Origin of the sequence: Dechloromonas hortensis, from assembly GCF_009469765.1 — a bacterium.
Taxonomy (GTDB): Bacteria; Pseudomonadota; Gammaproteobacteria; order Burkholderiales; family Rhodocyclaceae; genus Azonexus; species Azonexus hortensis.
Window position 1 is genome coordinate 108,717 of the sequence record NZ_SSSQ01000010.1, and the last position, 22,490, is coordinate 131,206.

Consider the following 22,490-nt stretch of genomic DNA (forward strand, 5'->3'; position numbering starts at 1 on the left):
AAAGACCGTATCAATGAACCGTCAAGAACTGGTGGAATATCTGGACCGGCTGCTGGAGCCCGGAAAGTTTCGGGATTATTGCCCAAATGGCCTGCAAGTGGAAGGACGGGCCGAGGTTCGCCGGCTGGTCGCCGGCGTTACGGCGAGCCAGGCGCTGCTCGATGCCGCTGTCGAACGCGGGGCCGATGCCATTCTGGTGCACCACGGTTATTTCTGGAAAGGCGAGGATGGCCGCATCACCGGAATCCGCCGGCAGCGGCTGGGGACCTTGCTGACCCATGGCATCAACTTGTTGGCCTACCATTTGCCGCTCGATGCGCATCCTGAGTTCGGCAACAACGCCCAGTTGGCCAGTCGGCTGGGCTGGCTGGCGGAGGGCAATTTCGGCGAGCAGAACATTGCTTGGCTGGGGCGGCTGGCGGCGCCGTGCAGTGCGGCGGAGCTGGCCGTACAGATCGAGCGGACGCTGGGCCGGGTTCCGCTGCTGATCGGCGAGCCGAATCGCGCAATAAAGCGCATCGGCTGGTGTTCCGGCGGGGCTCAGGGGTATTTCGAGCAGGCCATCGCCCTGGGCGTCGATGCCTATGTTTCCGGCGAGATTTCCGAGCAGACGGTGCATCTCGCCCGCGAAAGCGGTGTCGCCTATCTTGCCTGCGGCCATCATGCCAGCGAGCGCTATGGCGTCCAGGCGCTGGCCCGGCACCTGACCGAGCAGTGTGGGCTGGCCTGCGAGTTCGTCGATATCGACAATCCGGTTTAGTTGGGCCGTTTCAGGCTGTAGCCGGTTTCGAGCACGCGCATCAGCAAGGCGATTTCCTCGACCACTTCGAGCGGGAAGCCGCTGCGCTGGCCGGCACGATTGTCATGGGCGAGTTCGCAAAGATAGTCCATGCAATCCTGTTCGCCCCAGCTATTGACGATGCGCCGGGCGATATGGGCGTAGTCCTCCAGTGCCTTGAGTCCGGAAACCGGCGTGCTGGAGTCGTCCCAGCCGGCGACGTGTACATTGAATTTTTTGCGGATTTTCGGGAGCAGGGTTTCGTATTCGTTGCGCATGTCGCCGCGCCGGTAGAGGTCGAGCAGCATGCTCCACAACTGGATGTTGTCCGGTGAGGCTTCCTCGACATGTTGGGCTAGCGTTTCGGCGGCGCTACGGATGCGCCCGAAGGACAGCATGATCTCGGCTAGTTCAAGCGCCGAGTCCGATTCGTCGAGGTCGATGTCGGTGCCCGTAGCGTCGGACGGCAGCGCAGAAATGTGCTCGAGCGGGATGTCGACCGCCGGTATCGGGGTGTGGAGCGGCGTTGCGGCGGCAAGCGGCGTCTGAATTTCCGGTTTTGCCGGTTTGGCGAGTATCTCTGGGCGGTAGCCGGATAGTGCCAGCGGCATCTCAGTGTCGCGGTTCCCTTCGCGGCGCCGGCCCAGCCAGCCGGCCAGGCCGACGGCCACGCTGCCGCCTGCCAGGGCGCTGAGCAGCAGTTCAAGCCAGTTGCCTTTTGCCGTGTTGGCCGGTACCGGCGGCGTTGCGACGGTAGTGGCCACGCTCGGTGGCTGGGTGCTCTGGGCCAGTTGGAGCTGGTTTTGGGCGACCAGAGCTTCGGTCGTCAAGCTCAGGGCGTGGTTGAGCTTGTCGACTTCCTGATTGAGGCTGTGCAGCGTGGTCTCCAGCTTGAGCATCCGCTCTTCCATTTCGCTGAGATTGGGGCGCTGCGGGGCGGCTTTGTCGCTCGGCTTGAGGTCGGCCGGCGGGGCGCCGAGCACCAGGCGGTCACGCGCCGTTTCAGGGCTGCGCCGGGACGGCTCGATGATGGGCGGGGCTTCTTTTTTTGGGGGTGGGGCGGGTAGTTCGGCCCGGGCGTAACTACGCGCTTCGCGCCGTCTCGCATCGTCAATCTCGGCATCGGGCGGTGGTGGACGTCGTTTGGGTGCGGTCAGGCGGATGCTGGTGCCTTCGGCAAGTACTTCCTCGGCGCTCAGGCCGGGGTTGGCGCGGCGAAGGGTCGCCAGGGTCCTTTGTTGCTGGCCGGCGTCGCCGCCGGCCAGTTCGGCAGCGATGCTTTCCAGTGTTTCGCCTTCGCTGGCGCGCCAGGTGCGCGCTCTGGCCGGTTGGCTGGGCGCGGCGAGGCTGGCGGGCGGCACTGGCACATCGCTCAGGGAGGGCGGTGCTTCCGGCATCAGGACATAGTCGCGCTGCAGGTCGACGCCACAATGGGCGCGTAAGCCGATCATGAAGATGGGTTCAGTGACTGGCTTGTGACCGGTAATCAGCAGGCGATAGCCGTTCTGGTTGCGGATCAGACGAACGCGCGCCCCGGTGATGACCGGCAGGTCGGTGCCGCCGAGTGCGGCGAGGGTGAAGCAGGCGGTGTCGAGCGCTTCACCGCTGGCGGCAAGCACCGGCACTTCGGCACGGACCGCTTCGCCAATCCGGGAGTGCAGGGTGATTTCGCCAAACCCTATGGCGCTGGCGTAGCCGGAAAAGATCGTGGCCCCCAGCGCACTGAAGCGTATCAAGTTGGAGTTCATACGCCCTCAACTTTTTCAATTTAGTAATTTATGTTGAATTTACTTTAGCATCGGGCTGTCCGTCGGGCATGGAAATATTGCACACTTTTGCCTTCGATCAATCTTGCTGGAAAGTGCCCGATGAGCTTCGTATTTCCTCCGCCACAAAACGCCGCCTTGCCAGTGGCAGGTACCGAGAATCGTTTTCCCGTGCGTCGTGTTTTTTGCGTCGGCCGCAACTATGCGGATCATGCGCGTGAGATGGGGGCGATCGATCAGGCGGATGGGCGGGAGCCGCCGTTTTTCTTCATGAAGCCGGGCGACGCCGTGGTCAGCGGCGAGGGCGAGTTGAGCGTTGCTTATCCGCCGCTGACAAAAAACCTGCATCACGAAGTCGAGATGGTGGTCGCTCTCCAGGCGGGCGGGGCGAATCTTGCGGTCGACGCGGCCAAAAGCCTGATTTTCGGCTACGCGGTCGGCCTGGACCTGACCCGGCGCGACATCCAGGGCAGGGCCAAGGAAAAGGGGCAGCCCTGGGATATGGGCAAGGGCTTCGATCAGTCGGCAGTGGTCAGCGTCATTCAGCCGGTGGCCGTTTGCGGCCATCCGGATCACGGCCGGATCTGGCTGAGCGTCAATGGCGAAATCCGCCAGGACGGCGATCTGTCGGCGATGATGTGGAAGGTGGCGGACATCATCGCCAACCTGTCGACGCTGGTCCGCCTGGAGGCCGGCGACCTGATCTACACAGGCACGCCGGCTGGGGTCGGGCCGATCGTACCGGGCGATGTGCTGGCGGCGGGCGTCGACGGTGTCGGCAGCCTCCGCCTGCGCATCGTTTAGGGCTTAGCTCGGGCGCTTGTCGATGACCCGCTTCGCCTTGCCGACTGAGCGCTCGATACCACCGACCTCGACGACATCGATCCTGGCCGAAATGCCGATGTAGGACTTGATGTGGTGCTGCAGGTCGTGCGCCACGAACTCCCGCTCGGCGCTGCTGGCGAACTGGAACTCCGGTTTCAGTTCGACATTGACCTTGATCGAGTCGAGGTGGCCGTCGCGCGTCACTTCCAGCACGTAATGCGGCGATAGCTTGGCCTGGCGCAGGATCAGCTCCTCGATCTGGGTCGGGAAGACATTGACGCCGCGAATGATCAGCATGTCGTCCGAGCGGCCGGTGAGCTTGCCGATCCGCCGCATGGCGCGGGATGTCGGCGGCAGCAGTCGGGTCAGGTCGCGCGTCCGGTAGCGGATGACCGGCATTGCTTCTTTGCTCAGCGAGGTGAACACCAGTTCGCCCTGGCTGCCTTCGGGCAGCACTTCGCCGGTGTTGGGATCGATGATTTCCGGGTAGAAATGGTCCTCCCAGATCACTGGGCCATCCTTGCTCTCGGCGCATTCGTTGGCGACACCCGGGCCGATCACTTCCGACAGGCCGTAGATGTCGATGGCGTCGATGCCGAAGGCGTTCTCGATCTCGCCGCGCATGGCGTCGGTCCACGGTTCGGCGCCGTGGATGCCGATGCGCAGCGCCGTGCTGCGCGGGTCGATGCCCTGGCGGCGGAATTCGTCGGCGATGTTCAGCATGTAGGACGGTGTCACCATGATGATGTTCGGCTTGAAGTCGCAGATTAGCTGGACCTGCTTCTCGGTCTGCCCGCCCGACATCGGGATCACCGTGCAACCGAGCTTCTCGGCGCCGTAATGGGCGCCGAGGCCGCCGGTAAACAGGCCGTAGCCGTAGGCAACATGGACGATGTCGCCGGGCCGGCCGCCCGAGGCGTAGATCGAACGGGCGATCAGTTCGGCCCAGGTGTCGATGTCCCGCTGCGTATAGCCGACGACAGTCGGTTTTCCGGTGGTGCCACTTGAGGCGTGGATGCGGGCGACCTTCTCACGCGGTACGGCGAACATGCCGTAAGGGTAGTTGTCGCGCAGATCCTGCTTGCTGGTGAATGGAAATTTTGCCAGATCGGCCAGCTCTCTGAAGTCGTCCGGATGAATTCCGGCCGCATCGAAGCTGGTCTTGTAGTGCGCCACGTTGTCGTAGGCGTGATGCAAGGTCCATTTCAGACGCTCGACCTGCAACGCGGCGATTTCGTCGCGGCTGGCCGATTCGATGGCGTGTAAGCCTTTTTTCATTGTTGTCTCCCTCCTGAGCGGCAGATTCTCGTTTGCCTGGGCGGGGGACCGGTTGAGCCAGATCAATTTGTCATGTTTTTGCCGGTCGACCGCAGGCTTCGCGGTCGGCAAGGGGTGGGCGCAACCTGCGTCATGCGACAATCCCGCCCCATGCTTCTTGCCGCTGCCCGCGGGCTCCTCGCCCATGCCTTTCCCATCCTGATCGCCCAGCTAGCCTCCATCGGCATGATGGTGGTCGATACCGCCGTCCTCGGCCACGTCAGCCCGCTCGACCTGGCGGCGGTGGCGATTGGCGGTGGCATTCATGTTTCCGTGGTTTTCGCCCTGGTCGGCATCCTGCAGGCGGTGGCGCCGGTCGTCGCCCACCTGCACGGCGCAGGGCGGGATGGCGAAGTGGCCGGCGTGCTGCAGCAGGGCTTCTGGCTGGCCCTGTTGCTCAGTATCCCCGGTGTGCTCTTCCTGCTATACCCGGGGGCGCTGCTCGGTGTGGCCAGCATGGATGCCGCGGTCGACGCCAAGGTTCGGCAGTATTTGGCGCTGCTCGCCTGGGGGCTGCCAGCAGCGCTTTGCTATCGAACCTTCTATGCCTTTTGCAATGCGCTGGGTAAGCCGCGGGTGCTGATGGGGATCGGTCTCTTCAGTCTCTTCCTGCACGCACTGCTGGCCTGGGGGTTGGCCTTGCAGGGTTGGCTGGGCGAACCGCTTGGGGTGGTCGGCTGCGCGCTGTCCAATATCGTGATCGGCTGGCTGGCCTGCCTGAGCGGGGGCGCCTATCTTGCTTACGGCCCGCTCGGCACACGTTACCGGCCATTCAGCCAGTGGCAGCGGCCGCATTGGCCGATGTGGCGCGAACTGCTGCGCCTTGGCTTGCCGATGGGGCTGTCCAATCTGGTCGAGATCACTTCGTTTACGCTGGTCAGTCTGTTCGTCGCTTCGCTTGGCGCCACCGTCGTCGCCGGTCACCGGATCGTCGCCAACATCTCGGCCCTGACTTACATGCTGCCCTTGTCGCTGGCCATTGCGACGATGGCGGCGCTCGGCCAGGCGGTTGGCGGGCGCGACTGGCCGCGGGCCCATGCCACGGTGCGCGCCGGCTTGCTGCTCGCCGCCGGCTTGTCGACGCTGGCCGGCCTGCTGCTCTGGCTGGCTGCCGAACCGCTGGTCGCTGCCTATACCGACGACCCGGCGGTGCGGTCGGTGGCGGTCGGCCTGGTCATCTACGTCGCGATTTACCAGTTTTTCGATGCCTTGCAGACGGTGGCCGGCCATGCCTTGCGCGCCTACCGGGTGACGTTTGCGCCGATGCTGGTCCAGACTTTCTGCTTTTGGGGCATCGGTTTGCTGGGCGGTGCCTGGCTTTGTTATCGCTGGTCGCCGCCGCTTGGCGTGGCCGGATTCTGGCTGGCCGCGGTGGCCGGTTTGATCCTGGCCGCTGCGATGTTGCTGCCGCTGCTGCGCAAGGCCATGCAGGGCGTCGAATCGGTTCCATAATTATGAATTTTGGTCTGCAATAATTTTTTCCGTATGTGGTAAGATTTTGGGCTCAAGACGGTATAACCGGGTGGGGTCAGGGGATGTTTCGGCCACCGCTCATTGCTCGCAACTCAACTAAACGCAAGGAAAGCGCATGAAAATTCACGAATATCAGGGCAAACAAATCCTGAAGAAATTCGGCGTTACGGTTCCGCGCGGGATTCACTGCACGACCGTCGATGACGCGGTCAAGGCAGCCGAAACCCTGGGCGGCAAGGTCTGGGTCGTCAAGGCCCAGATTCACGCCGGTGGCCGTGGCAAGGGCGGCGGCGTCAAGGTCGCAACCTCCCTCGAAAAAGTGCGCGAATACGCCAGCCAGATCCTCGGCATGCAGCTGATCACGCACCAGACCGGTCCGGAAGGCCAGAAGGTCCGCCACCTGCTGATCGAAGAAGGCGCCGACATCCAGCACGAGTACTACGTTGCAGCGCTGACCGATCGCGCCACGCAGTCCGTCGCCATCATGGCCTCCTACGAAGGCGGCATGGATATCGAGGAAGTTGCCCACAAGACCCCGGAAAAGATCGTCAAGGTCTTCGTGAACCCGCTGGTCGGCCTGACCGACGAGCAGGGCATGACCCTGGCCAAGGGCATGGGCATGAACGAAGCTTCGATTCCGCAGTGTATCGACACGCTGAAGAAGCTCTACACCTGCTACATGGAAACGGATGCTTCGCTGGCCGAAATCAATCCGCTGATCCACGAAGCCGATGGCACCGTCAAGGCGCTCGACGCCAAGTTCAACTTCGACTCCAACGCCCTGTACCGTCAGGAAGAAATCGTCGCCATGCGCGACCTGGACGAAGAAGACGCTGACGAAATCGAAGCTTCCAAGTTCGATCTGGCCTACATTTCCCTCGACGGCAACATCGGCTGTCTGGTGAATGGTGCCGGTCTGGCCATGGCCACCATGGACACCATCAAGCTGTTCGGCGCCGAGCCGGCCAACTTCCTCGACGTCGGCGGCGGCGCGACGACCGAGAAGGTCACCGAAGCTTTCAAGATCATGCTCAAGAACCCGAAGGTCAAGGGCATCCTGGTCAACATCTTCGGCGGCATCATGAAGTGCGACACCATCGCTACCGGCGTCGTTGCCGCAGCGAAGGAAACCCACCTGTCCGTGCCGCTCGTCGTGCGCATGAAGGGTACCAACGAAGACATGGGCAAGCAGATCCTCAAGGATTCCGGTCTGCCGATCATCTCTGCCGATTCCATGGCCGAAGCCGCCACCAAGATCGTTGCTGCGGTCAAGTAAGGAGCTATTGAATGTCCATTTTCATCAATAAAGACACCCGCATCATCACCCAGGGCATCACCGGCAAGACCGGTCAGTTCCACACGGAAAAGTGCCAGGAATACGCGAACGGCAAGGAATGCTTCGTTGCCGGCGTGAACCCGAAGAAGGCCGGCGAGTCCATCTTCAACATCCCCATCTACGCCTCCGTCAAGGAAGCCGCTGCCGAAACCGGTGCCACCGTTTCCGTTATCTACGTGCCGCCCCCGGGTGCTGCTGCCGCGATCTGGGAAGCCGTTGAAGCCGACCTCGACCTGGCCATCTGCATCACCGAAGGCATTCCTGTGCGCGACATGCTGATCCTGCGCAACAAGATGAAGGAAAAGGAAGCCAAGGGCGGCAAGAAGACCCTGCTGCTCGGCCCGAACTGCCCCGGCCTGATTACCCCGGACGAAGTGAAGATCGGCATCATGCCGGGTCACATCCACCGCAAGGGCCGCATCGGCGTCGTCTCCCGCTCCGGCACCCTGACCTACGAAGCCGTCGGCCAGCTGACCGAAATCGGTCTCGGCCAGTCGTCTGCCGTCGGTATCGGTGGCGACCCGATCAACGGTCTGAAGCACATCGACGTCATGAAGGCCTTCAATGACGATCCGGAAACCGACGCCGTCATCATGATCGGCGAAATCGGTGGTCCGGACGAAGCCGAAGCCGCCATGTGGTGCAAGGAAAACATGAAGAAGCCGGTCGTCGGCTTCATCGCCGGTGTTACCGCCCCGGCCGGCAAGCGCATGGGTCACGCTGGTGCGTTGATCTCCGGCGGTGCCGACACCGCCGATGCCAAGCTCGCCATCATGGAAGAGTGTGGCTTCAAGGTGACGCGCAATCCGTCCGAAATGGCCAAGCTGCTCAAGGCCATGCTGTAAAATTCGAGCCTAGCTCAACCAAAAAGGCGGGCCGCGTGTCCGCCTTTTTTACGTCTGCAGGTTTATGGAACTCGACTTTTTTTCTACCGCTTTCTGGATCGCCGTTGGCCAGATCATCCTGATCGATATCGTGCTCTCCGGCGACAATGCCGTGGTGATCGCACTCGCCTGCCGTAATCTGGCGCCGGAGCAACGCAAGGCCGGCATTTTCTGGGGCGTCGCCGGGGCGGTCAGCCTGCGTGTGGTGCTGACGGTTTTTGCCGCGCTGGTTATGGACCTGCCCTGGCTGAAACTGGTTGGCGGCGTGCTGCTGGTGTGGATCGCCGTCAAGTTGATGCTGCCCGAGGAGGAGGAGGGGCATGACATCAAGTCCTCGGCCAACTTGTGGGGCGCCGTCAAGACCATCATCGTCGCCGATTTCGTGATGAGCCTCGACAACGTGATTGCCGTTGCCGGTGCCGCGCATGGCAGCCTGGCGCTGCTGCTGTTCGGTTTGGCCGTCAGCATTCCGCTGATCGTCTGGTCGAGCCAGTTGATCCTGCACTGGATGGAACGCTTTCCGTCCATCGTGTTGTTCGGTGCGGCCTTGCTCGGCTACGTGGCGGGGCAGATGGTTTTTACCGACCCTGGGGTGCTGGCCGTGCTGCCGGCCCTGCCGGCCTGGTCGGCGAAGCTGGCCGGTGCCGTCGGGGCGCTGGTCGTGGTGGTAGTGGGGCGCTGGCTGGAGCAGCGGATTCTCGCCCGCCAGGACGTGACGATCGTATAAGGAATAAACATGGCCCTGTTTCTTTCGGAAAATGACGTAAAACAGCTGTTGACCGTAGGAATGGCCATGGAAGCTGTCGAATCGGCGCATCGCGACCTGGCGCTCGGCCAGGCGCAGGACACGCCGCGGGCACGGACCCGACTGCCGCAGACGGCCCTGCACATCCTGCAGGGCGCCTTGCCGGCGCAGGGCGTGCTCGGCTACAAGGCCTACACCAGCAACCGCAGCGGTAACCGTTTTCTGGTGCACCTTTTCGACGCGGCAAGCGGCCGTTTGCGGGCGATGATCGAGGCCGACTATCTGGGCATGATCCGCACCGGTGCGGCGAGCGGGGTGGCCGCCAAATGGCTCGCCCGGCCGGAGGCGAAGGTGGCTGGCGTGTTCGGCGCCGGTTGGCAGGCCGAGGGGCACGTCCGCGCCATCTGCGAAGCGCTGCCGCTGGAATGCGTCAAGGTGTTCGCGCGCCAGGCCGACAAGCTGGCCGTGTTCTGCCAGCGGCTGAGCGAGCAGACCGGCGTCCGCGTCGTGCCGGCGGCGAGTGCCGAAGAGGCCGTGCGCGATAGTGATCTGCTCGGTACTGTGACGACTGCCGCACAGCCGCTGTTTGACGCCGTATGGCTGAGTCCGGGGACCCACATCAACGCCGCCGGCTCGAATGCGCTGATTCGCCAGGAATTGTCGGAGGCGACGCTGCGGCGCTGCGGCCTGATCGCTGTCGATACCGTCGCCACGGCACTGGCCGAGGCCGGCGATCTGTTGCCGCTGCTCGAAAAGGGGCGCTTGCAGCCGCGCCAGATGGTCGAACTGGGCGAGGTGATCATCGGTCGCCAGCCGGGCCGGGAGTCGGCCGAGCAAATTACCGTCTTTGAGTCGCAGGGCCTGGCCATCCAGGACCTAGCAGTTGCCCTACGGGTGCTGGCAGCTGCCGAAGCGACCGGCCTGGGGGTGGAAATCCCGCTGCAATGAGGTTTGACCGGAGCCTGGGCTCGGCGTAAAAATATGCCCGACTCCTATGCTTCAAGGATGTTTGGCAGCAGCTACGGGGATGGAAGGGAAAAGGGGATGGCAAAAGCCGCATTCTGGCGGTCGGAATGGTTTCTCGGCGGGCTGTTGACGCTGCTCCTGCTGCTGGCCGGGGCGAGCGATCTGCTGCAAAGCCTTGAGCGCAAGGCCTACGACATCGGGGTGCAGGCGGCGAGCCGCACGCCTAGCGAACGTATCGCGATTATCGCCATCGACGAGCCGAGCCTGGCCAATTTGGGCCGCTGGCCGTGGCCGCGCGACCTGCACGCCCGCCTGATCGACCGCCTGGCCAGTGCGCCGGCCAAGGTGATCGCCAGCACCGTGTTTTTCTCCGAGGCGCAACTCGACCCGGGCTATCGCTACATCAGCCGCCTGATCGATATCGTCAACCAGGCGGCTGCCGAAGGCGTAACGCAGACGCCGGAAACCGCCAGGATCGCTGCCCTGCTCAGCGAGGCGGAAACGACCCTGAATACCGACCGCCAACTGGCCGAGAGCCTGGCCCGGGCGGGCAACGTCATCCTGCCTTTCCTCTTTAAACTGGGTGAGGCGCGCGATCGCCCGGACGGTGCACTGGCCGATTTTGTCGTCAAGAATCGCTTGCCGCAGGTCGCCGAGGCCAACGGCGAGACAGCCAGCGCCGTGCAGGTGCAACTGCCGATCGAAATGCTGGGTGGTCAGGCCTTGGCACTCGGGCATTTGAATGCGCGACCGGATGCCGATGGGGCGATCCGCAGTGAACCGCTGGTCGTTCGTTATTTCGACCAGTTCTACCCGGCCCTGTCCCTGATGGTGGCGGCGCGCAGCCTGAATCTCGGGCCAGCCGACATCCGGGTTACCCTCGGCCAGGAGGTCCGCCTCGGCAAGCTGCGCATACCGACCAATCGCAGCACCGAGATGAATACCTTCTTCTACAGGGAGTCCGCCGGTCGACCGGCTTTTTCGGTCGATTCTTTCTACGACGTGCTGTCCGGCAAGATTCCGGCCAGCAAATATGCTGGCAAGATCGTGCTGATCGGGGCGACGGCGGCCGGCCTGGGGGCGACGCAGGTGACGCCGTTCTCGCCCGCGATGCCGCCGGTGCTGATCCTGGCGCATTCGGTGTCAAGCCTCCTGCAGGAGCATTTTTTCGTGACCCCGCGCTGGGGCAACTGGGTCAGCCTGGGCGCCATGCTGCTGGTCGGCCTTTATCTGATGTTCGTCTTGCCGCGTCTGACGGCGGGTGTCGGTGCGCTGCTCACCCTGCTCGTGCTGGTCGCTCTGGTTGGCAGCCATTTCGGGCTGATGCTCGGAGCCGGGATCTGGATCCCGCTGATGGGGGCGAGCAGCCTGCTGCTGATCGGCCATCTGCTGCTGACTACCCGGCGCTTTCTGCTGACCGAGCGCGGCAAGGAAAAGTCCGATCTCGAGTCGGCCGAATCCAATCGCATGCTGGGGCTGGCTTTCCAGGGGCAGGGCATGCTCGACCTGGCTTTCGACAAGTTCCGCCGCTGCCCGCTCGATGAAGCGCTGCTCGACAGCCTCTACAGCCTGGCCCTGGATTACGAACGCAAACGCCAGTTCAACAAGGCGGAAACGGTATTGTGCTACATGGCCGATTTCAATCCCAAGTTCCGCGATCTGCCCGAGCGCCTGGCCCGTCTCAAGCAGATGTCGGATAACGTGCTGTTGGCCGGATCACGCGGACAAACGGCGAGCGGCGCCGTGCTGTTGGGCGACGCGCAGGTCGAGAAGCCGATGTTGGGGCGTTACCAGCTGGAAAAAGAACTGGGCAAGGGGGCGATGGGCGTGGTCTATCTCGGGCGCGATCCGAAGATCAACCGGGTAGTCGCGATCAAGACCATGGCGCTGGCCCAGGAGTTCGACGCCGACGAACTGGCCGAGGTCAAGCAGCGCTTCTTCCGCGAGGCCGAAACGGCCGGCCGCCTCAATCATCCGAATATCGTCACCATGTACGACGCCGGCGAGGAGCACGATCTGGCCTATATCGCCATGGAGTTCCTGAAGGGCCGCGATCTGGTGCCGCAGACCAAGCCAGGCGCCTTGCTGCCGCTGCCGAATGTGTTGTCGATCATCGCCCGGGTGGCCGATGCGCTCGATTACGCGCATCGCAACAACGTCGTCCATCGCGACATCAAACCGGCCAACATCATGTACGAGCCGGCCTCGGACCAGGTCAAAGTGACCGATTTCGGCATTGCCCGGATTACAGACTCGTCGAAAACACGGACTGGCATGGTGCTCGGGACGCCTTCCTACATGTCGCCGGAACAACTGGCCGGCAAGAAAATCGACGGTCGTTCCGACCTTTTCTCGCTCGGGGTCACGCTCTATCAGATGTGCTGCGGTCAACTGCCGTTTACCGGCGAATCCCTGGCCCAGTTGATGTTCCGGATCGCCAACGAGGCGCCGACCGATATCGCCGTCCTTAACCCGCAACTCCCGGGCGCGGTGGTGGCAGTGATCGAGCAGGCCTTGCAAAAGAACGTCGAGCAGCGCTATCAGCAAGGCAGCCAAATGGCCGCCGATTTGCGCGCCTGCCTGACCGGCTTGGTAACGGAGGCGGAGCAATGAAAAAGCTGGCCGATGCCCTCGAGATGGTGACGGCGACCGACCCGGGGCTGGTGCGCGGCCAGAACGAAGATGCGGTGTTTGCCGATGCGGGCCTCGGGCTGGCCATTCTGGCCGACGGCATGGGTGGGTATAACGCCGGCGAAGTGGCGAGCGGCATGGCGACGACGCTGCTGGCGGCGAATTTTGCCCAATTCATGGCGGCCTCGCCGATGCGTGATGCCGAGTCGATGCGGGCAGAGGTCATGCATCAGCGCCTGCTGGCCGAGATATCGGCCGTCAATACGGCGATTTTTCAGGCTGCCGAAAGCCAGCCACGCTATGCCGGCATGGGAACGACGCTGGTCGTCGCCTGCTTTTATGATAATCGTATGAGTGTCGCCCATCTCGGGGATTCGCGCCTCTACCGGCTGCGCGGCGGCTATTTCGAGCAGTTGACCAAGGATCATTCCCTCTTACAGGAACAGCTTGATAGTGGCATGATTAGCGCTGAAGAAGCTCGCTACTCGCTGAACAAGAACCTTGTCACGCGTGCCCTGGGTGTCGATGCGATGGTCGAGACGGAAATTCACGACTACGACGTCCAGCTTGATGACATTTTCCTGCTCTGCTCGGATGGCCTCAGTGACATGCTGGACGACACCGAGATTGCGCTCGCCGTGCAAACCCTGGGTGACAACCTGGCATTGGCGGCGGAGCATCTGGTGCAGATGGCGAATGACAATGGCGGGCGGGATAATATTTCGGTGATTCTGGTGAGGGTGCGCGGTGATTACACGGTATCCCGGGGCTGGTGGCAAAAGCTGCTGGCCCGGCTCAAGTGAGATGAGGCAGGCAATATGGCAAAAATGATCCTTTCGATGGATGGACTGGTGCTCAAGGAAATTCAGCTGACCAAGGAGCGCCTGACCATCGGCCGAAAGCCGCACAACGATATCCAGATCGATAACCTGGCTATTTCCGGCGAGCATGCGGTGATCGTCACCATCCTCAACGATTCTTTCCTTGAGGATATGAACAGCACCAACGGCACCCTGGTCAACGGGCAGCCGATCAAGAAGCATTTCCTGCGCAACAACGATGTCGTCGAACTGGGCAAATACCGGCTCAAGTACATGGCAGAGTTGCAGGTCGGGGCCGGCACTCCCAGCGAATACGAGAAATCATCGGCCATCCGTTCGAGCGCCATCCGGCCGCAGGACATGCAACTGGTCGAGCATGGTACGCGCAGCAACGTGGCGCCCGCCGCTGCGCCGGCGCCGAGCGCGATGCCGGCCGCGGCGGTGCAATTGCTGAACGGTGCCAATGCCGGCAAGGAACTCGACCTGACCAAGACGCTGACCACGCTCGGCAAGCCGGGGCTGCAGGTGGCTGTCATCGCCAAGCGGCCGCACGGTTATTTCATTACCCACGTCGAAGGCTTGCAGTTTCCCATCGTCAATGGCCAGGCGCTGGACGCCCAGGCATATCGTTTGAAAGACCATGACGTGATCGAGATTGCCGGGATCAAGATGGAGTTCTTCCTGAAGTCCTGAGTTTTCAGCTTTTTGCTGCCGTGAAAAGACAGCTGATCCGCTTCATTCTCGGCGCCTTATGTCTGATTCTGCTGCTCGGTCATGCCGGGGGCGTCTGGCAGATTCCCTTCGTCAGTGCCCTGGATGCGTATCTGTACGATGCGCGCCTGCGCTTGACGATGCCGAAGACGCTCGACGAGCGTATTGTCATCGTCGATATCGACGAAAAAAGTCTGGCCGAAGTCGGGCGTTGGCCGTGGGGGCGCAACGTACTGGCCGAACTCGTCCGTCGACTGACCGACGACTATCAGGTAGCTGTGGTCGGTTTCGACGTCGTTTTCGCCGAGCCGGACGAAAGCTCCGGACTCAAGGTGCTCGAAGCGCTCGGTCGGCAGCAACTGAAAAACGAGCCGTCCTTTCAGCGCAGCCTGGCCGCTTTGCGCCGCTCGCTCGACTACGACCAGCTGTTTGCCGAGACATTGCGTGGGCGGCCGGTGGTCCTCGGCTATTATTTTTCCGGGCTGGAGCAGGCGCAGCAAACGGGAGCCTTGCCGCCGCCCGTTTTCCCGGCGGCGACGCTGGCCGGGCGCCGGATTCCGCTGGTTTCCTGGCTCGGCTACGGCGCCAGTCTGCCGCTGCTGCAGAAGGCGGCCGCGGCGGGCGGGCATTTCAATCCGTTGGTCGATGTCGATGGCAGTGCACGTCGGGTGCCGCTGGTCGTTGAATTTCAGGGGCAATATTACGAGGCGCTGGCGCTTGCCGTGCTGCGTACGTTGCTCGGGCGCAGCGAGGTGCGTCCGGGCTTACCTGACGAGAAGACCGGGATCGAATGGCTGGATGTCATTTCCGAACGCGGCAGCCTGCGTATTCCGGTCGATGAACATGCGACGGCGCTGATTCCCTACCGCGGCTATGAACGAAGCTTTCCGTACATTTCGGCGGTCGACGTGCTGCATGGGCGAGTTGCCACCGAGCAACTGGCCGGCCGCATCGTGCTGGTCGGGACGACGGCGCCGGGCTTGATGGACCTGCGGTCGACCCCGGTCGGCGCGGCATTTCCCGGCGTCGAAGCGCACGCCAACTTGATCGCCGGCATGCTGAGCGGCACCGTCAAGGACATGCCGGGCTACGTGCGCGGCCTCGATGTGCTGCAACTGCTGCTTTTCGGTGGCATGCTGACCATCCTCCTGCCCCTTCTTTCACCGTTGCGGGCGAGCTTGCTGACCATCCTCACGCTGGCGGCCTGCTTGGGCCTCAACCTGCTGCTCTGGCATTCGGCGAATCTGGTGCTGCCGCTGGCGGCGTGCATTCTCGCCATCTTGCTGCTCTACGGCCTGAACATGTCCTGGGGTTATTTCGTCGAGTCGCGCAGCAAGCGGCAGTTCACCGAATTATTCGGCCAGTATGTGCCGCCTGAGCTGGTCGATGAGATGGCCAGGAACCCGGGCAGCTATAACATGGAAGGCCGTAACGAACAATTGACGGTACTGTTTGCCGATATCCGCAGTTTTACCCGGATCTCGGAAGGAATGGAGCCGCGCGAGCTGAGTCGTCTGATGAATGTGTATTTCGGGGTGATGACCGAGGTCATCCGCCAGCAGCGCGGGACGCTCGACAAGTACATTGGCGATGCGATCATGGCTTTCTGGGGGGCGCCGGTCAGCGATCCGGAAAATGCTCGTCACGCGGTGTTGACCGCATTGGCCATGCAACGACAGCTACACGCGCTGGCCGAGCCTTTCAAGGCGCAGGGCTGGCCGGTGTTAAGGGCGGGAATCGGGATCAACAGCGGGGCGATGACGGTCGGCGACATGGGGTCGCCGGTTCGCAAGGCCTATACCGTGATGGGCGATGCGGTGAATCTGGCGTCGCGCCTGGAAGGCATCACCAAGGACTACGGAGTCGAGATCATTGTCGGCGAGGCGACGCAGGCGCAGATCGGCGATATTGCGTTTCGTGAACTCGACCGCGTCCAGGTGGTCGGCAAGGACATGGCGATTGCCATCTACGAACCGCTCGGCCTGACCGCCGAGTTGTCGCCTGCCGTGCGCGAGGAACTGAAGCTCTGGCAGGACGCGCTGCGCCTCTATCGTGCCCGGGAATGGGAGCAAGCCGAACTCCGGATATACAATCTGCAACAACGCTCGCCGACCTGCCGGCTGTATGCGCTGTACGCCGAGCGCCTGGCCGGGTGGCAGGCCTGTCCCCCGGATGAGCACTGGTGCGCGGTAACCACTTTTCAGACGAAATAGGCATGAAACTCAGAGTCCTTGGTTGTAGTGGCGGTATCGGTGGCCGGCACCTGCGGACGACCTCCTTCCTGGTCGACCATGACATCCTGATCGATGCCGGCACTGGCGTGGCCGACCTGTCGATCGGCGAACTGGCGGCGATTGACCATGTCTTCCTGACCCACGCCCACCTCGACCATATCGCCTCGCTGCCCTTGATGATCGATACCGTCGCCGACCGGCGTCGCCAGCCGCTGACGGTGTACGGTACTGCCGACGTGCTGGCCAGTTTGCGGCGCCATATCTTCAACTGGTCGATCTGGCCGGATTTCACCGAAATTCCCGACCGGCAGCAGCCGCTGATGCGCTATCAGACGATTGCCGTGCAGCAGACAGTCAGTCTTGATGGGCGGCGCATTACCGCGCTGCCGGCCGACCATACGGTGCCGGCCGCCGGCTATTGCCTCGATTCGGGGGCCGGCAGCCTGGTTTTCTCCGGCGATACCGGGCCGTGCGCCGACTTCTGGGTGGCGGTGAACGGTATTTCGAATCTGCGGCACCTGATCATCGAGTGTGCTTTCTCCAACGGCGAAGCAGCCTTGGCCACGGCCTCCAAACATTTTTACCCCCACCTGCTGGCGGCAGAACTGCAGAAGCTGCTGCGGCCATGCGAGATCCACATCACGCACCTGAAGCCGGGCAAGATCGAGCTGACCATGGAAGAGATCGAAAGCAGCCTCGGCGACTTCAAGCCGCACATGCTGCAAAACAACCAGATTCTCGATTTTTGAGACAGTCAGCCTCGCGCCGGCGAGGCAAGCCGGAGGAGCAAGCATGGAAACGCTTGACGATCTATTCAGCCGCCTCGATCAACTCAACGATATCGGCGCTTCGCTCTCCAGTGAGCGCCAGCTCGAACGGCTACTCGAAAAAATCCTGCTCGCCGCCAAAGCCATTACCCGGGCTGACGGCGGCACGCTCTACCGGCTGTCGGAAGACGGCAAACACCTGCATTTCGAGATTGTCCGCACCGATTCGCTGCAGATCGCTTTCGGCGGCTCCGCCGCCTTGCCGGCCTCCGGCAATTTCCCGGATCTGCCGCTTTACGGCACGGACGGTGTCGCCAACAACCGCATGGTGGCTGCCTATGCGGCGATTACCGGCAAGACGGTCAACATCGCCGATGCCTATACGGCAGCGGGATTTGACTTTTCCGGCACCCGGCAGTTCGACGAGCGTACCGGCTACCGTTCCCAATCCTTCCTGACCGTGCCGATGAAGAACCATGAAGGGGAGTTGATCGGCGTCCTGCAACTGATCAATGCCTTGTCACCGCAAACTGGCCAGACCGTAGCGTTTTCCGCCGCCGACCAGCGTCTTGCCGAGTCGCTCGCCTCCCAGGCGGCCATTGCGCTGACCAATCGCCAGCTCGTCCAGCAACTGGAAATGCTGTTCGAGTCCTTCATCAAACTGATCAATCTGGCCATCGACGATAAATCGCCCTACACCGCCGGCCATTGCCAGCGCGTTCCGGAACTGACGATGATGCTGGCGGATGCAGCCGACGCAACGACCGAAGGGCCGCTCGCCGACTTCAAGCTGACCGACAAGGATCGCTACGAGTTACGTATCGCCGCGCTGCTCCATGACTGCGGCAAGATCACTACGCCGGTGCATGTGGTCGACAAGGCGACCAAGCTGCAAACCATCTATGACCGCATTCACCTGATCGATACGCGCTTCGAGGTTATCAAGCGTGATGCGGAAGTACGCAAGTGGCGCAGCATTGCTGAGGGCAAGGAGGCCGGCGAAGCGGAGGCGATCTATCGCAATTTTTGCCAAAAATGCGATGTCGACCGCAGCATTCTCCGTCAGGCGAATATTGGCAGCGAAAAAATGAGCGATGCCGACCTCGCCCACATTCAGCGCATTGCCGGGGAATATCGCTGGCGTGATGTCGAGGGCACGGATGCGCCCTTCCTATCCGCCGATGAACTGGAAAACCTGAGCATCCGCACTGGCACGCTGACCGAGTCCGAGCGTGAAATCATCAACCACCACATCGTCGCCACGATCAAAATGCTGGAGCAGTTACCCTGGCCCAAACACCTGAAAAACGTCCCAGAATACGCCGGCGGCCACCACGAACGGATGGACGGCAAGGGCTACCCGCGCGGCCTGAAACGCGAAGAGATGAGCTGGCAGGCGAGGATCATGGGGATCGCCGACATCTTCGAGGCGCTGACGGCAAAGGACCGGCCGTACAAGGAGGGAATGAAATTGTCGCAGGCCCTGGGGATTCTCGAAAGCCTCAAAAATGCAAAGCATATCGATCCAGACTTGTGTGATGTGTTTGTTAAAAGTGCAATTTATCGTCGCTACGCTAATGAGTTTCTGAGCGTTGGGCAGATCAATTCCTGAGATTGAACGAAGAAAAGCCACGCCCTTATGTTCAGTGGGCTCTCAGGGTGTGGCTGCTACAGATGTGCTGGACTACGTCGCTAGTGAGTGACAAAAAATGTCACCGTAAGGTGGCTTTCACACCCGGAACGTATGTGTTTTTTAGGTGATATTTTCCAAGGTGCTGAATTAATTGAATATTATTTATATTTTTTTTGGGGGGGGAGGTGGCATAGATCCTGTTTGTGTATTGACAGCGGGCTTTACCGCCTTTCCTTAAAAGGAGTTTTCCATGAAGCGCATTCAACAAGGTTTTACCCTGATCGAACTGATGATTGTCGTAGCGATCATCGGTATTCTGGCCGCTGTTGCTATTCCGTCTTACCAAGATTACATCGCTCGAGCACAAGTGACTGAAGCTGTCGGTTTGTTGTCTGGTTTTAAGACGCCTATGGCTGAGTTCTATGCAGATAAAGGACATTGGCCGACGACCCTTGGGCCAACGGGGGGCGGTACGACGGAGTCGCTTGAAGGTACGACCTCTGGTAAGTATGTAGCAAGCGTTGCGCTGACGGCTGGTGCTGGTGCGACAACTGCTGCTACCCTGACAGCAACGATGCGGCCGGCCACTGAGAGTGTTAACGGTCGGGTTGCCGGCGGTACCATCACTATGGTTTCGAACGACGGAACGACTTGGGTCTGTACGGGGGGGACTATTACCGCGACCTACCGCCCCGGTGCTTGCAAGTAATTTTCCTTCGAGCCTTTCCTGAGCCGCCCCTAATAGGGCGGCTTTTTTTATTTGAGGAGTGTGTTGTTGTTTAGGTCTGCAAAGAACCACCGCATTTACTTGATCGGTATGGCAGTCGTTGGCGTTGTCATTGCTATCTACTTGCTGGGTTTGCCAGGAGGTTTTTTGCTTGACGACTCGGTCAACCTGCGAGGGTTGGTGCGTTTAGCTGAAGAAAAGAATCTGGCGGCGCTTGGGGCCTTTCTCTTTGCTAATCCATCAGGTGATCTAGGGCGAATTATTCCGATGCTTTCATTTGCACTGCAAGCCCAAGCATGGCCTGGAAGTCCAGAAAGTTTCAAGTTCGTAAATATCCTACTACATGGATTAAATGCAGGGCTGTTCTACTTGCTGGTCGAACGATTGCTCAGAAGGCAACGTGATTTCGGTGATTTTGGCAGGCAGGTGGTGGCTGGAGGGGCTGCACTGATATGGGCGCTACACCCGTTGAACGTTTCAACGGTGCTTTACGTCGTTCAGCGGATGACCGAAATGTCAGCTTTTTTTATGCTGATCGGGTTGTTGTTGTACGTTGTAGGTAGGCAGGTGCGAGAGGATGGAGGCCGACATGGACTTCCGCTAATGGTACTTGGTGTTGTCGGCGGATGCATTTTCGGTGCAGCTTGCAAGGAAAATGCACTATTGTTGCCGCTCGTAGTGATTAGCATTGAGTTCACTGTTTTCTCAAACTTTCAGCGCAGCAAAGAGTGGTATTTTTGGTTCATATCGGTTGTCTTGTTTCCATTGTTCCTAGTCTTTGGATACATTGCATGGAATTTTTCGATTTGGATTTTGCCCGGCTATGAGATTAGAAATTTTAGTCTAGCTGAGCGTTTGATGACCGAGTGTCGAGTAATTTGGACCTATCTTGGAAATTTTATATTCCCAGTGCCGTCAAGTCTCGGTTTGTATCATGATGATTATCCGATTTCGAGAGCGTGGTTGTTGCCAATGACAACTCTGCCAGCAGCCCTCGCTCTTATGGCATCGCTGCTAATCGCTGTTTTTACTCGAAAACGCTTTCCGGGTTTTGCGTTAGCAATACTATGGTATTTAGGGAGCCAATGTCTTGAGTCTGGAGCAATTCCGCTAGAGCTATATTTTGAACACAGAAATTATTTTCCAATGCTTGGCTTGTTGCTCGGTTTGGCATGGGAGTTAGCTAGTTTTATAAAGAATAAAAAGTATCGATGGGGATCTGTGGATGGTCGGTGGCCCCTCGGAACATTCTTATTAGGCTGGTTCTCACTTCTGTTAGCGGTGCTGCTAGTAGAGTTAAAGACTTGGGCAAATCCAGATGTTTTATCCGAAGTCTGGGCAAATGAACATCCCTCTTCAATTCGGGCTCAGTCATATTTTGCCGCGCGTCTAGTTAATGGAGGGTTCATTGATGCGGCGATTAGTCGTTATGAGGAACTGCAGAAAGTAGAGCCCGGCTTTGCATTACTCTTGGCTGGTATTGATTGCCGTATGGGTAAGATATATCCGAGAGAGGAAACGTTTGCGACTTTAGAGAGGCTCAATAGCATCCACTTTTCGCGAGTTCCATTAGGAGGAATTGAGCAGTTTGTGGATTTTGCAGAAGTTGGTCGTTGCATGCCTATGGCTTCGCAACTTATAGATGTAGCAGCCCCGGCTCTTCTTGAAAACGCTGCTTTTTCGAGCCGGCATTTTCATGTGCATGTTTTAAGAGGGCGTTTGCGATTTTCTCAGAGACGATTCGCTGAGGCTGATGTCGATTTTCTCGCGGCGTTACAATTACGTTCGGACGTTGAAGTTGCATTATTGCGCGTTAAGACAGCGTTCTTTTCAGGCAATACCCCCAGAGCAATGAGATTGCTTCAGGAAGCCGAGCAGATTAATTCGACTAAGAAAATTTCACGCCATACATATGCACTCGATATTGAAAACTGGCGCAATCTCTTAAACAAAAATTCAACTTCTGAATTAAACGGAAATTAAAGTGGCAATATCATTTGAAAACTGTGCTGATTCTTTTTCATTGTCAATTGTAATTCCAGCCAAAAATGAAGCGTTCGGATTATCATCTTTGCTGCCCGATCTTATCTCCCTAAATATTGCGGATGAAATCATTGTGGTGGATGATGGATCTTCCGACTCTACGTCAGAGGTTTGCAAAATGAATGGTGTAACCCTCGTTCGACATCCTCGCTCTTTAGGAAATGGAGCTGCCGTTAAAACGGGAATACGAAATGCTAGCGGTGATTATGTTGCACTAATGGATGCAGATGGGCAGCATCGTGCCCAGGATCTAGCTAGTATGATCAAGCGTTTTTCAGATGGTTACGATATGGTAGTTGGTGCACGAAACTGGGAGGGGCAGGCTGGGGTTCATCGTGGTTTGATGAACCTTATTTTCAATTACCTAGCTAGTTGGATGGTTGGTCAAGCTGTTCCTGATTTAACTTCTGGATTTCGGATTGCAAAACGAAGGTTGCTGCTAAGGTTTGTATATTTGATGCCAAATGGATTTTCGTATCCGACGACGACGACTATGAGTTTCTTTCGGGCCGGCTATTCAGTTGCCTATGAGCCAGTTAAGGTTCTAGAGCGGGTTGGTAAAAGCCATATAAGGCCCTTAAAAGATGGTTTTCGTTTTCTACTAATTATCTTTCGAATCGGGGTGCTTTATTCGCCGTTGAAATTATTTCTGCCGATTAGCTTGGCATTTTTTAGCGCTGGTTTTCTATATTATGCTTACACGTATTATTCGTTTCATCGGTTCACAAATATGAGTGCTTTGCTTCTATCAACATCTATTCTCGTATTCTTGATGGGGCTTGTGTCCGAACAAATTACGATGCTTAATTATCGGGATAGTGAGAAAGATTGAC

General features: G+C 59.6%; 18 protein-coding genes. 16 read left to right on the plus strand and 2 right to left on the minus strand.

Annotated features, from left to right (window positions below; genetic code table 11):
* The first annotated feature begins 13 nt into the window (after positions 1-13).
* Positions 14-760: a Nif3-like dinuclear metal center hexameric protein gene (locus GH663_RS15630; protein ID WP_153132628.1), complete on the plus strand. Its 747-nt coding sequence runs from the start codon at positions 14-16 to the stop codon at positions 758-760.
* On the opposite strand, the gene GH663_RS15635 is transcribed toward GH663_RS15630, so the two are convergent.
* Complete coding sequence (locus GH663_RS15635) at positions 757-2,526, minus strand: type IV pilus assembly protein FimV (protein WP_153132629.1); 1,770 nt, start codon at positions 2,524-2,526, stop codon at positions 757-759. The two genes, GH663_RS15630 and GH663_RS15635, sit on opposite strands and share 4 nt — an antisense overlap.
* A gap of 120 nt (positions 2,527-2,646) precedes the next feature.
* On the opposite strand from GH663_RS15635, the gene GH663_RS15640 reads away from it, so the two are divergent.
* Complete coding sequence (locus tag GH663_RS15640; RefSeq protein WP_153132630.1) at positions 2,647-3,348, plus strand: fumarylacetoacetate hydrolase family protein; 702 nt, start codon at positions 2,647-2,649, stop codon at positions 3,346-3,348.
* A 3-nt stretch (positions 3,349-3,351) separates the two neighbouring features.
* Here the strand turns inward: GH663_RS15640 and paaK are convergent, their stop codons facing one another.
* On the minus strand, positions 3,352-4,647 hold the full coding sequence (gene paaK / locus GH663_RS15645; RefSeq protein WP_153132631.1) for a phenylacetate--CoA ligase PaaK: 1,296 nt from the start codon (positions 4,645-4,647) through the stop codon (positions 3,352-3,354).
* 132 nt (positions 4,648-4,779) lie between these two features.
* On the opposite strand from paaK, the gene GH663_RS15650 reads away from it, so the two are divergent.
* The 14 genes from GH663_RS15650 (at position 4,780) to GH663_RS15715 (ending at position 22,489) form a co-directional block, all read left to right on the plus strand.
* Positions 4,780-6,138 carry an MATE family efflux transporter gene (locus tag GH663_RS15650; protein ID WP_153132632.1) on the plus strand — a complete coding sequence of 453 codons (1,359 nt, stop codon included), beginning with the start codon at positions 4,780-4,782 and terminating at the stop codon, positions 6,136-6,138.
* Between the two features lie 136 nt (positions 6,139-6,274).
* Positions 6,275-7,435, plus strand: coding sequence for an ADP-forming succinate--CoA ligase subunit beta (gene sucC / locus GH663_RS15655; RefSeq protein ID WP_153132633.1), 1,161 nt, complete (start codon positions 6,275-6,277; stop codon positions 7,433-7,435).
* 11 nt (positions 7,436-7,446) lie between these two features.
* Positions 7,447-8,340, plus strand: coding sequence for a succinate--CoA ligase subunit alpha (gene sucD, locus GH663_RS15660; protein WP_153132634.1), 894 nt, complete (start codon positions 7,447-7,449; stop codon positions 8,338-8,340).
* A 64-nt stretch (positions 8,341-8,404) separates the two neighbouring features.
* On the plus strand, positions 8,405-9,106 hold the full coding sequence (locus GH663_RS15665) for a TerC family protein (RefSeq protein ID WP_153132635.1): 702 nt from the start codon (positions 8,405-8,407) through the stop codon (positions 9,104-9,106).
* A 9-nt stretch (positions 9,107-9,115) separates the two neighbouring features.
* Positions 9,116-10,072 (plus strand): ornithine cyclodeaminase family protein, encoded by a 957-nt coding sequence (locus GH663_RS15670; protein WP_153132636.1) that lies wholly within the window; start codon positions 9,116-9,118, stop codon positions 10,070-10,072.
* Between the two features lie 96 nt (positions 10,073-10,168).
* Positions 10,169-12,703 (plus strand): CHASE2 domain-containing serine/threonine-protein kinase, encoded by a 2,535-nt coding sequence (locus GH663_RS15675; protein WP_153132637.1) that lies wholly within the window; start codon positions 10,169-10,171, stop codon positions 12,701-12,703.
* The gene (locus GH663_RS15680; RefSeq protein ID WP_211371172.1) at positions 12,700-13,524 is read left to right on the plus strand and encodes a Stp1/IreP family PP2C-type Ser/Thr phosphatase; all 825 of its coding nucleotides are present in this window, start codon (positions 12,700-12,702) and stop codon (positions 13,522-13,524) included. Before GH663_RS15675 ends, GH663_RS15680 begins: the two co-directional genes overlap by 4 nt.
* A gap of 15 nt (positions 13,525-13,539) precedes the next feature.
* Positions 13,540-14,235, plus strand: coding sequence for an FHA domain-containing protein (locus GH663_RS15685; protein WP_153132638.1), 696 nt, complete (start codon positions 13,540-13,542; stop codon positions 14,233-14,235).
* Between the two features lie 20 nt (positions 14,236-14,255).
* On the plus strand, positions 14,256-16,466 hold the full coding sequence (locus tag GH663_RS15690) for a CHASE2 domain-containing protein (RefSeq protein ID WP_153132639.1): 2,211 nt from the start codon (positions 14,256-14,258) through the stop codon (positions 16,464-16,466).
* Between the two features lie 2 nt (positions 16,467-16,468).
* Positions 16,469-17,236 (plus strand): 3',5'-cyclic-nucleotide phosphodiesterase, encoded by a 768-nt coding sequence (locus GH663_RS15695; protein ID WP_153132640.1) that lies wholly within the window; start codon positions 16,469-16,471, stop codon positions 17,234-17,236.
* 43 nt (positions 17,237-17,279) lie between these two features.
* The gene (locus tag GH663_RS15700) at positions 17,280-18,866 is read left to right on the plus strand and encodes an HD family phosphohydrolase (RefSeq protein ID WP_153132641.1); all 1,587 of its coding nucleotides are present in this window, start codon (positions 17,280-17,282) and stop codon (positions 18,864-18,866) included.
* 271 nt (positions 18,867-19,137) lie between these two features.
* A complete protein-coding gene (locus GH663_RS15705; RefSeq protein WP_153132642.1) occupies positions 19,138-19,596 on the plus strand; it encodes a pilin in 459 nt (152 codons plus the stop codon).
* 66 nt (positions 19,597-19,662) lie between these two features.
* Positions 19,663-21,597, plus strand: coding sequence for a tetratricopeptide repeat protein (locus GH663_RS15710; RefSeq protein ID WP_153132643.1), 1,935 nt, complete (start codon positions 19,663-19,665; stop codon positions 21,595-21,597).
* A gap of 1 nt (position 21,598) precedes the next feature.
* A complete protein-coding gene (locus GH663_RS15715; RefSeq protein WP_246181607.1) occupies positions 21,599-22,489 on the plus strand; it encodes a glycosyltransferase family 2 protein in 891 nt (296 codons plus the stop codon).
* Position 22,490 lies beyond the last annotated feature (1 nt).

What these genes read in the sequence shown, in the direction of transcription:
- GH663_RS15630 (WP_153132628.1), top strand. Translation starts at nt 14, where the DNA reads ATGAACCGTCAAGAACTGGTGGAATATCTGGACCGGCTGCTGGAGCCC.
- GH663_RS15635 (WP_153132629.1), bottom strand. Translation starts at nt 2,526, where the DNA reads ATGAACTCCAACTTGATACGCTTCAGTGCGCTGGGGGCCACGATCTTT.
- GH663_RS15640 (WP_153132630.1), top strand. Translation starts at nt 2,647, where the DNA reads ATGAGCTTCGTATTTCCTCCGCCACAAAACGCCGCCTTGCCAGTGGCA.
- paaK (WP_153132631.1), bottom strand. Translation starts at nt 4,647, where the DNA reads ATGAAAAAAGGCTTACACGCCATCGAATCGGCCAGCCGCGACGAAATC.
- GH663_RS15650 (WP_153132632.1), top strand. Translation starts at nt 4,780, where the DNA reads ATGCGACAATCCCGCCCCATGCTTCTTGCCGCTGCCCGCGGGCTCCTC.
- sucC (WP_153132633.1), top strand. Translation starts at nt 6,275, where the DNA reads ATGAAAATTCACGAATATCAGGGCAAACAAATCCTGAAGAAATTCGGC.
- sucD (WP_153132634.1), top strand. Translation starts at nt 7,447, where the DNA reads ATGTCCATTTTCATCAATAAAGACACCCGCATCATCACCCAGGGCATC.
- GH663_RS15665 (WP_153132635.1), top strand. Translation starts at nt 8,405, where the DNA reads ATGGAACTCGACTTTTTTTCTACCGCTTTCTGGATCGCCGTTGGCCAG.
- GH663_RS15670 (WP_153132636.1), top strand. Translation starts at nt 9,116, where the DNA reads ATGGCCCTGTTTCTTTCGGAAAATGACGTAAAACAGCTGTTGACCGTA.
- GH663_RS15675 (WP_153132637.1), top strand. Translation starts at nt 10,169, where the DNA reads ATGGCAAAAGCCGCATTCTGGCGGTCGGAATGGTTTCTCGGCGGGCTG.
- GH663_RS15680 (WP_211371172.1), top strand. Translation starts at nt 12,700, where the DNA reads ATGAAAAAGCTGGCCGATGCCCTCGAGATGGTGACGGCGACCGACCCG.
- GH663_RS15685 (WP_153132638.1), top strand. Translation starts at nt 13,540, where the DNA reads ATGGCAAAAATGATCCTTTCGATGGATGGACTGGTGCTCAAGGAAATT.
- GH663_RS15695 (WP_153132640.1), top strand. Translation starts at nt 16,469, where the DNA reads ATGAAACTCAGAGTCCTTGGTTGTAGTGGCGGTATCGGTGGCCGGCAC.
- GH663_RS15700 (WP_153132641.1), top strand. Translation starts at nt 17,280, where the DNA reads ATGGAAACGCTTGACGATCTATTCAGCCGCCTCGATCAACTCAACGAT.
- GH663_RS15705 (WP_153132642.1), top strand. Translation starts at nt 19,138, where the DNA reads ATGAAGCGCATTCAACAAGGTTTTACCCTGATCGAACTGATGATTGTC.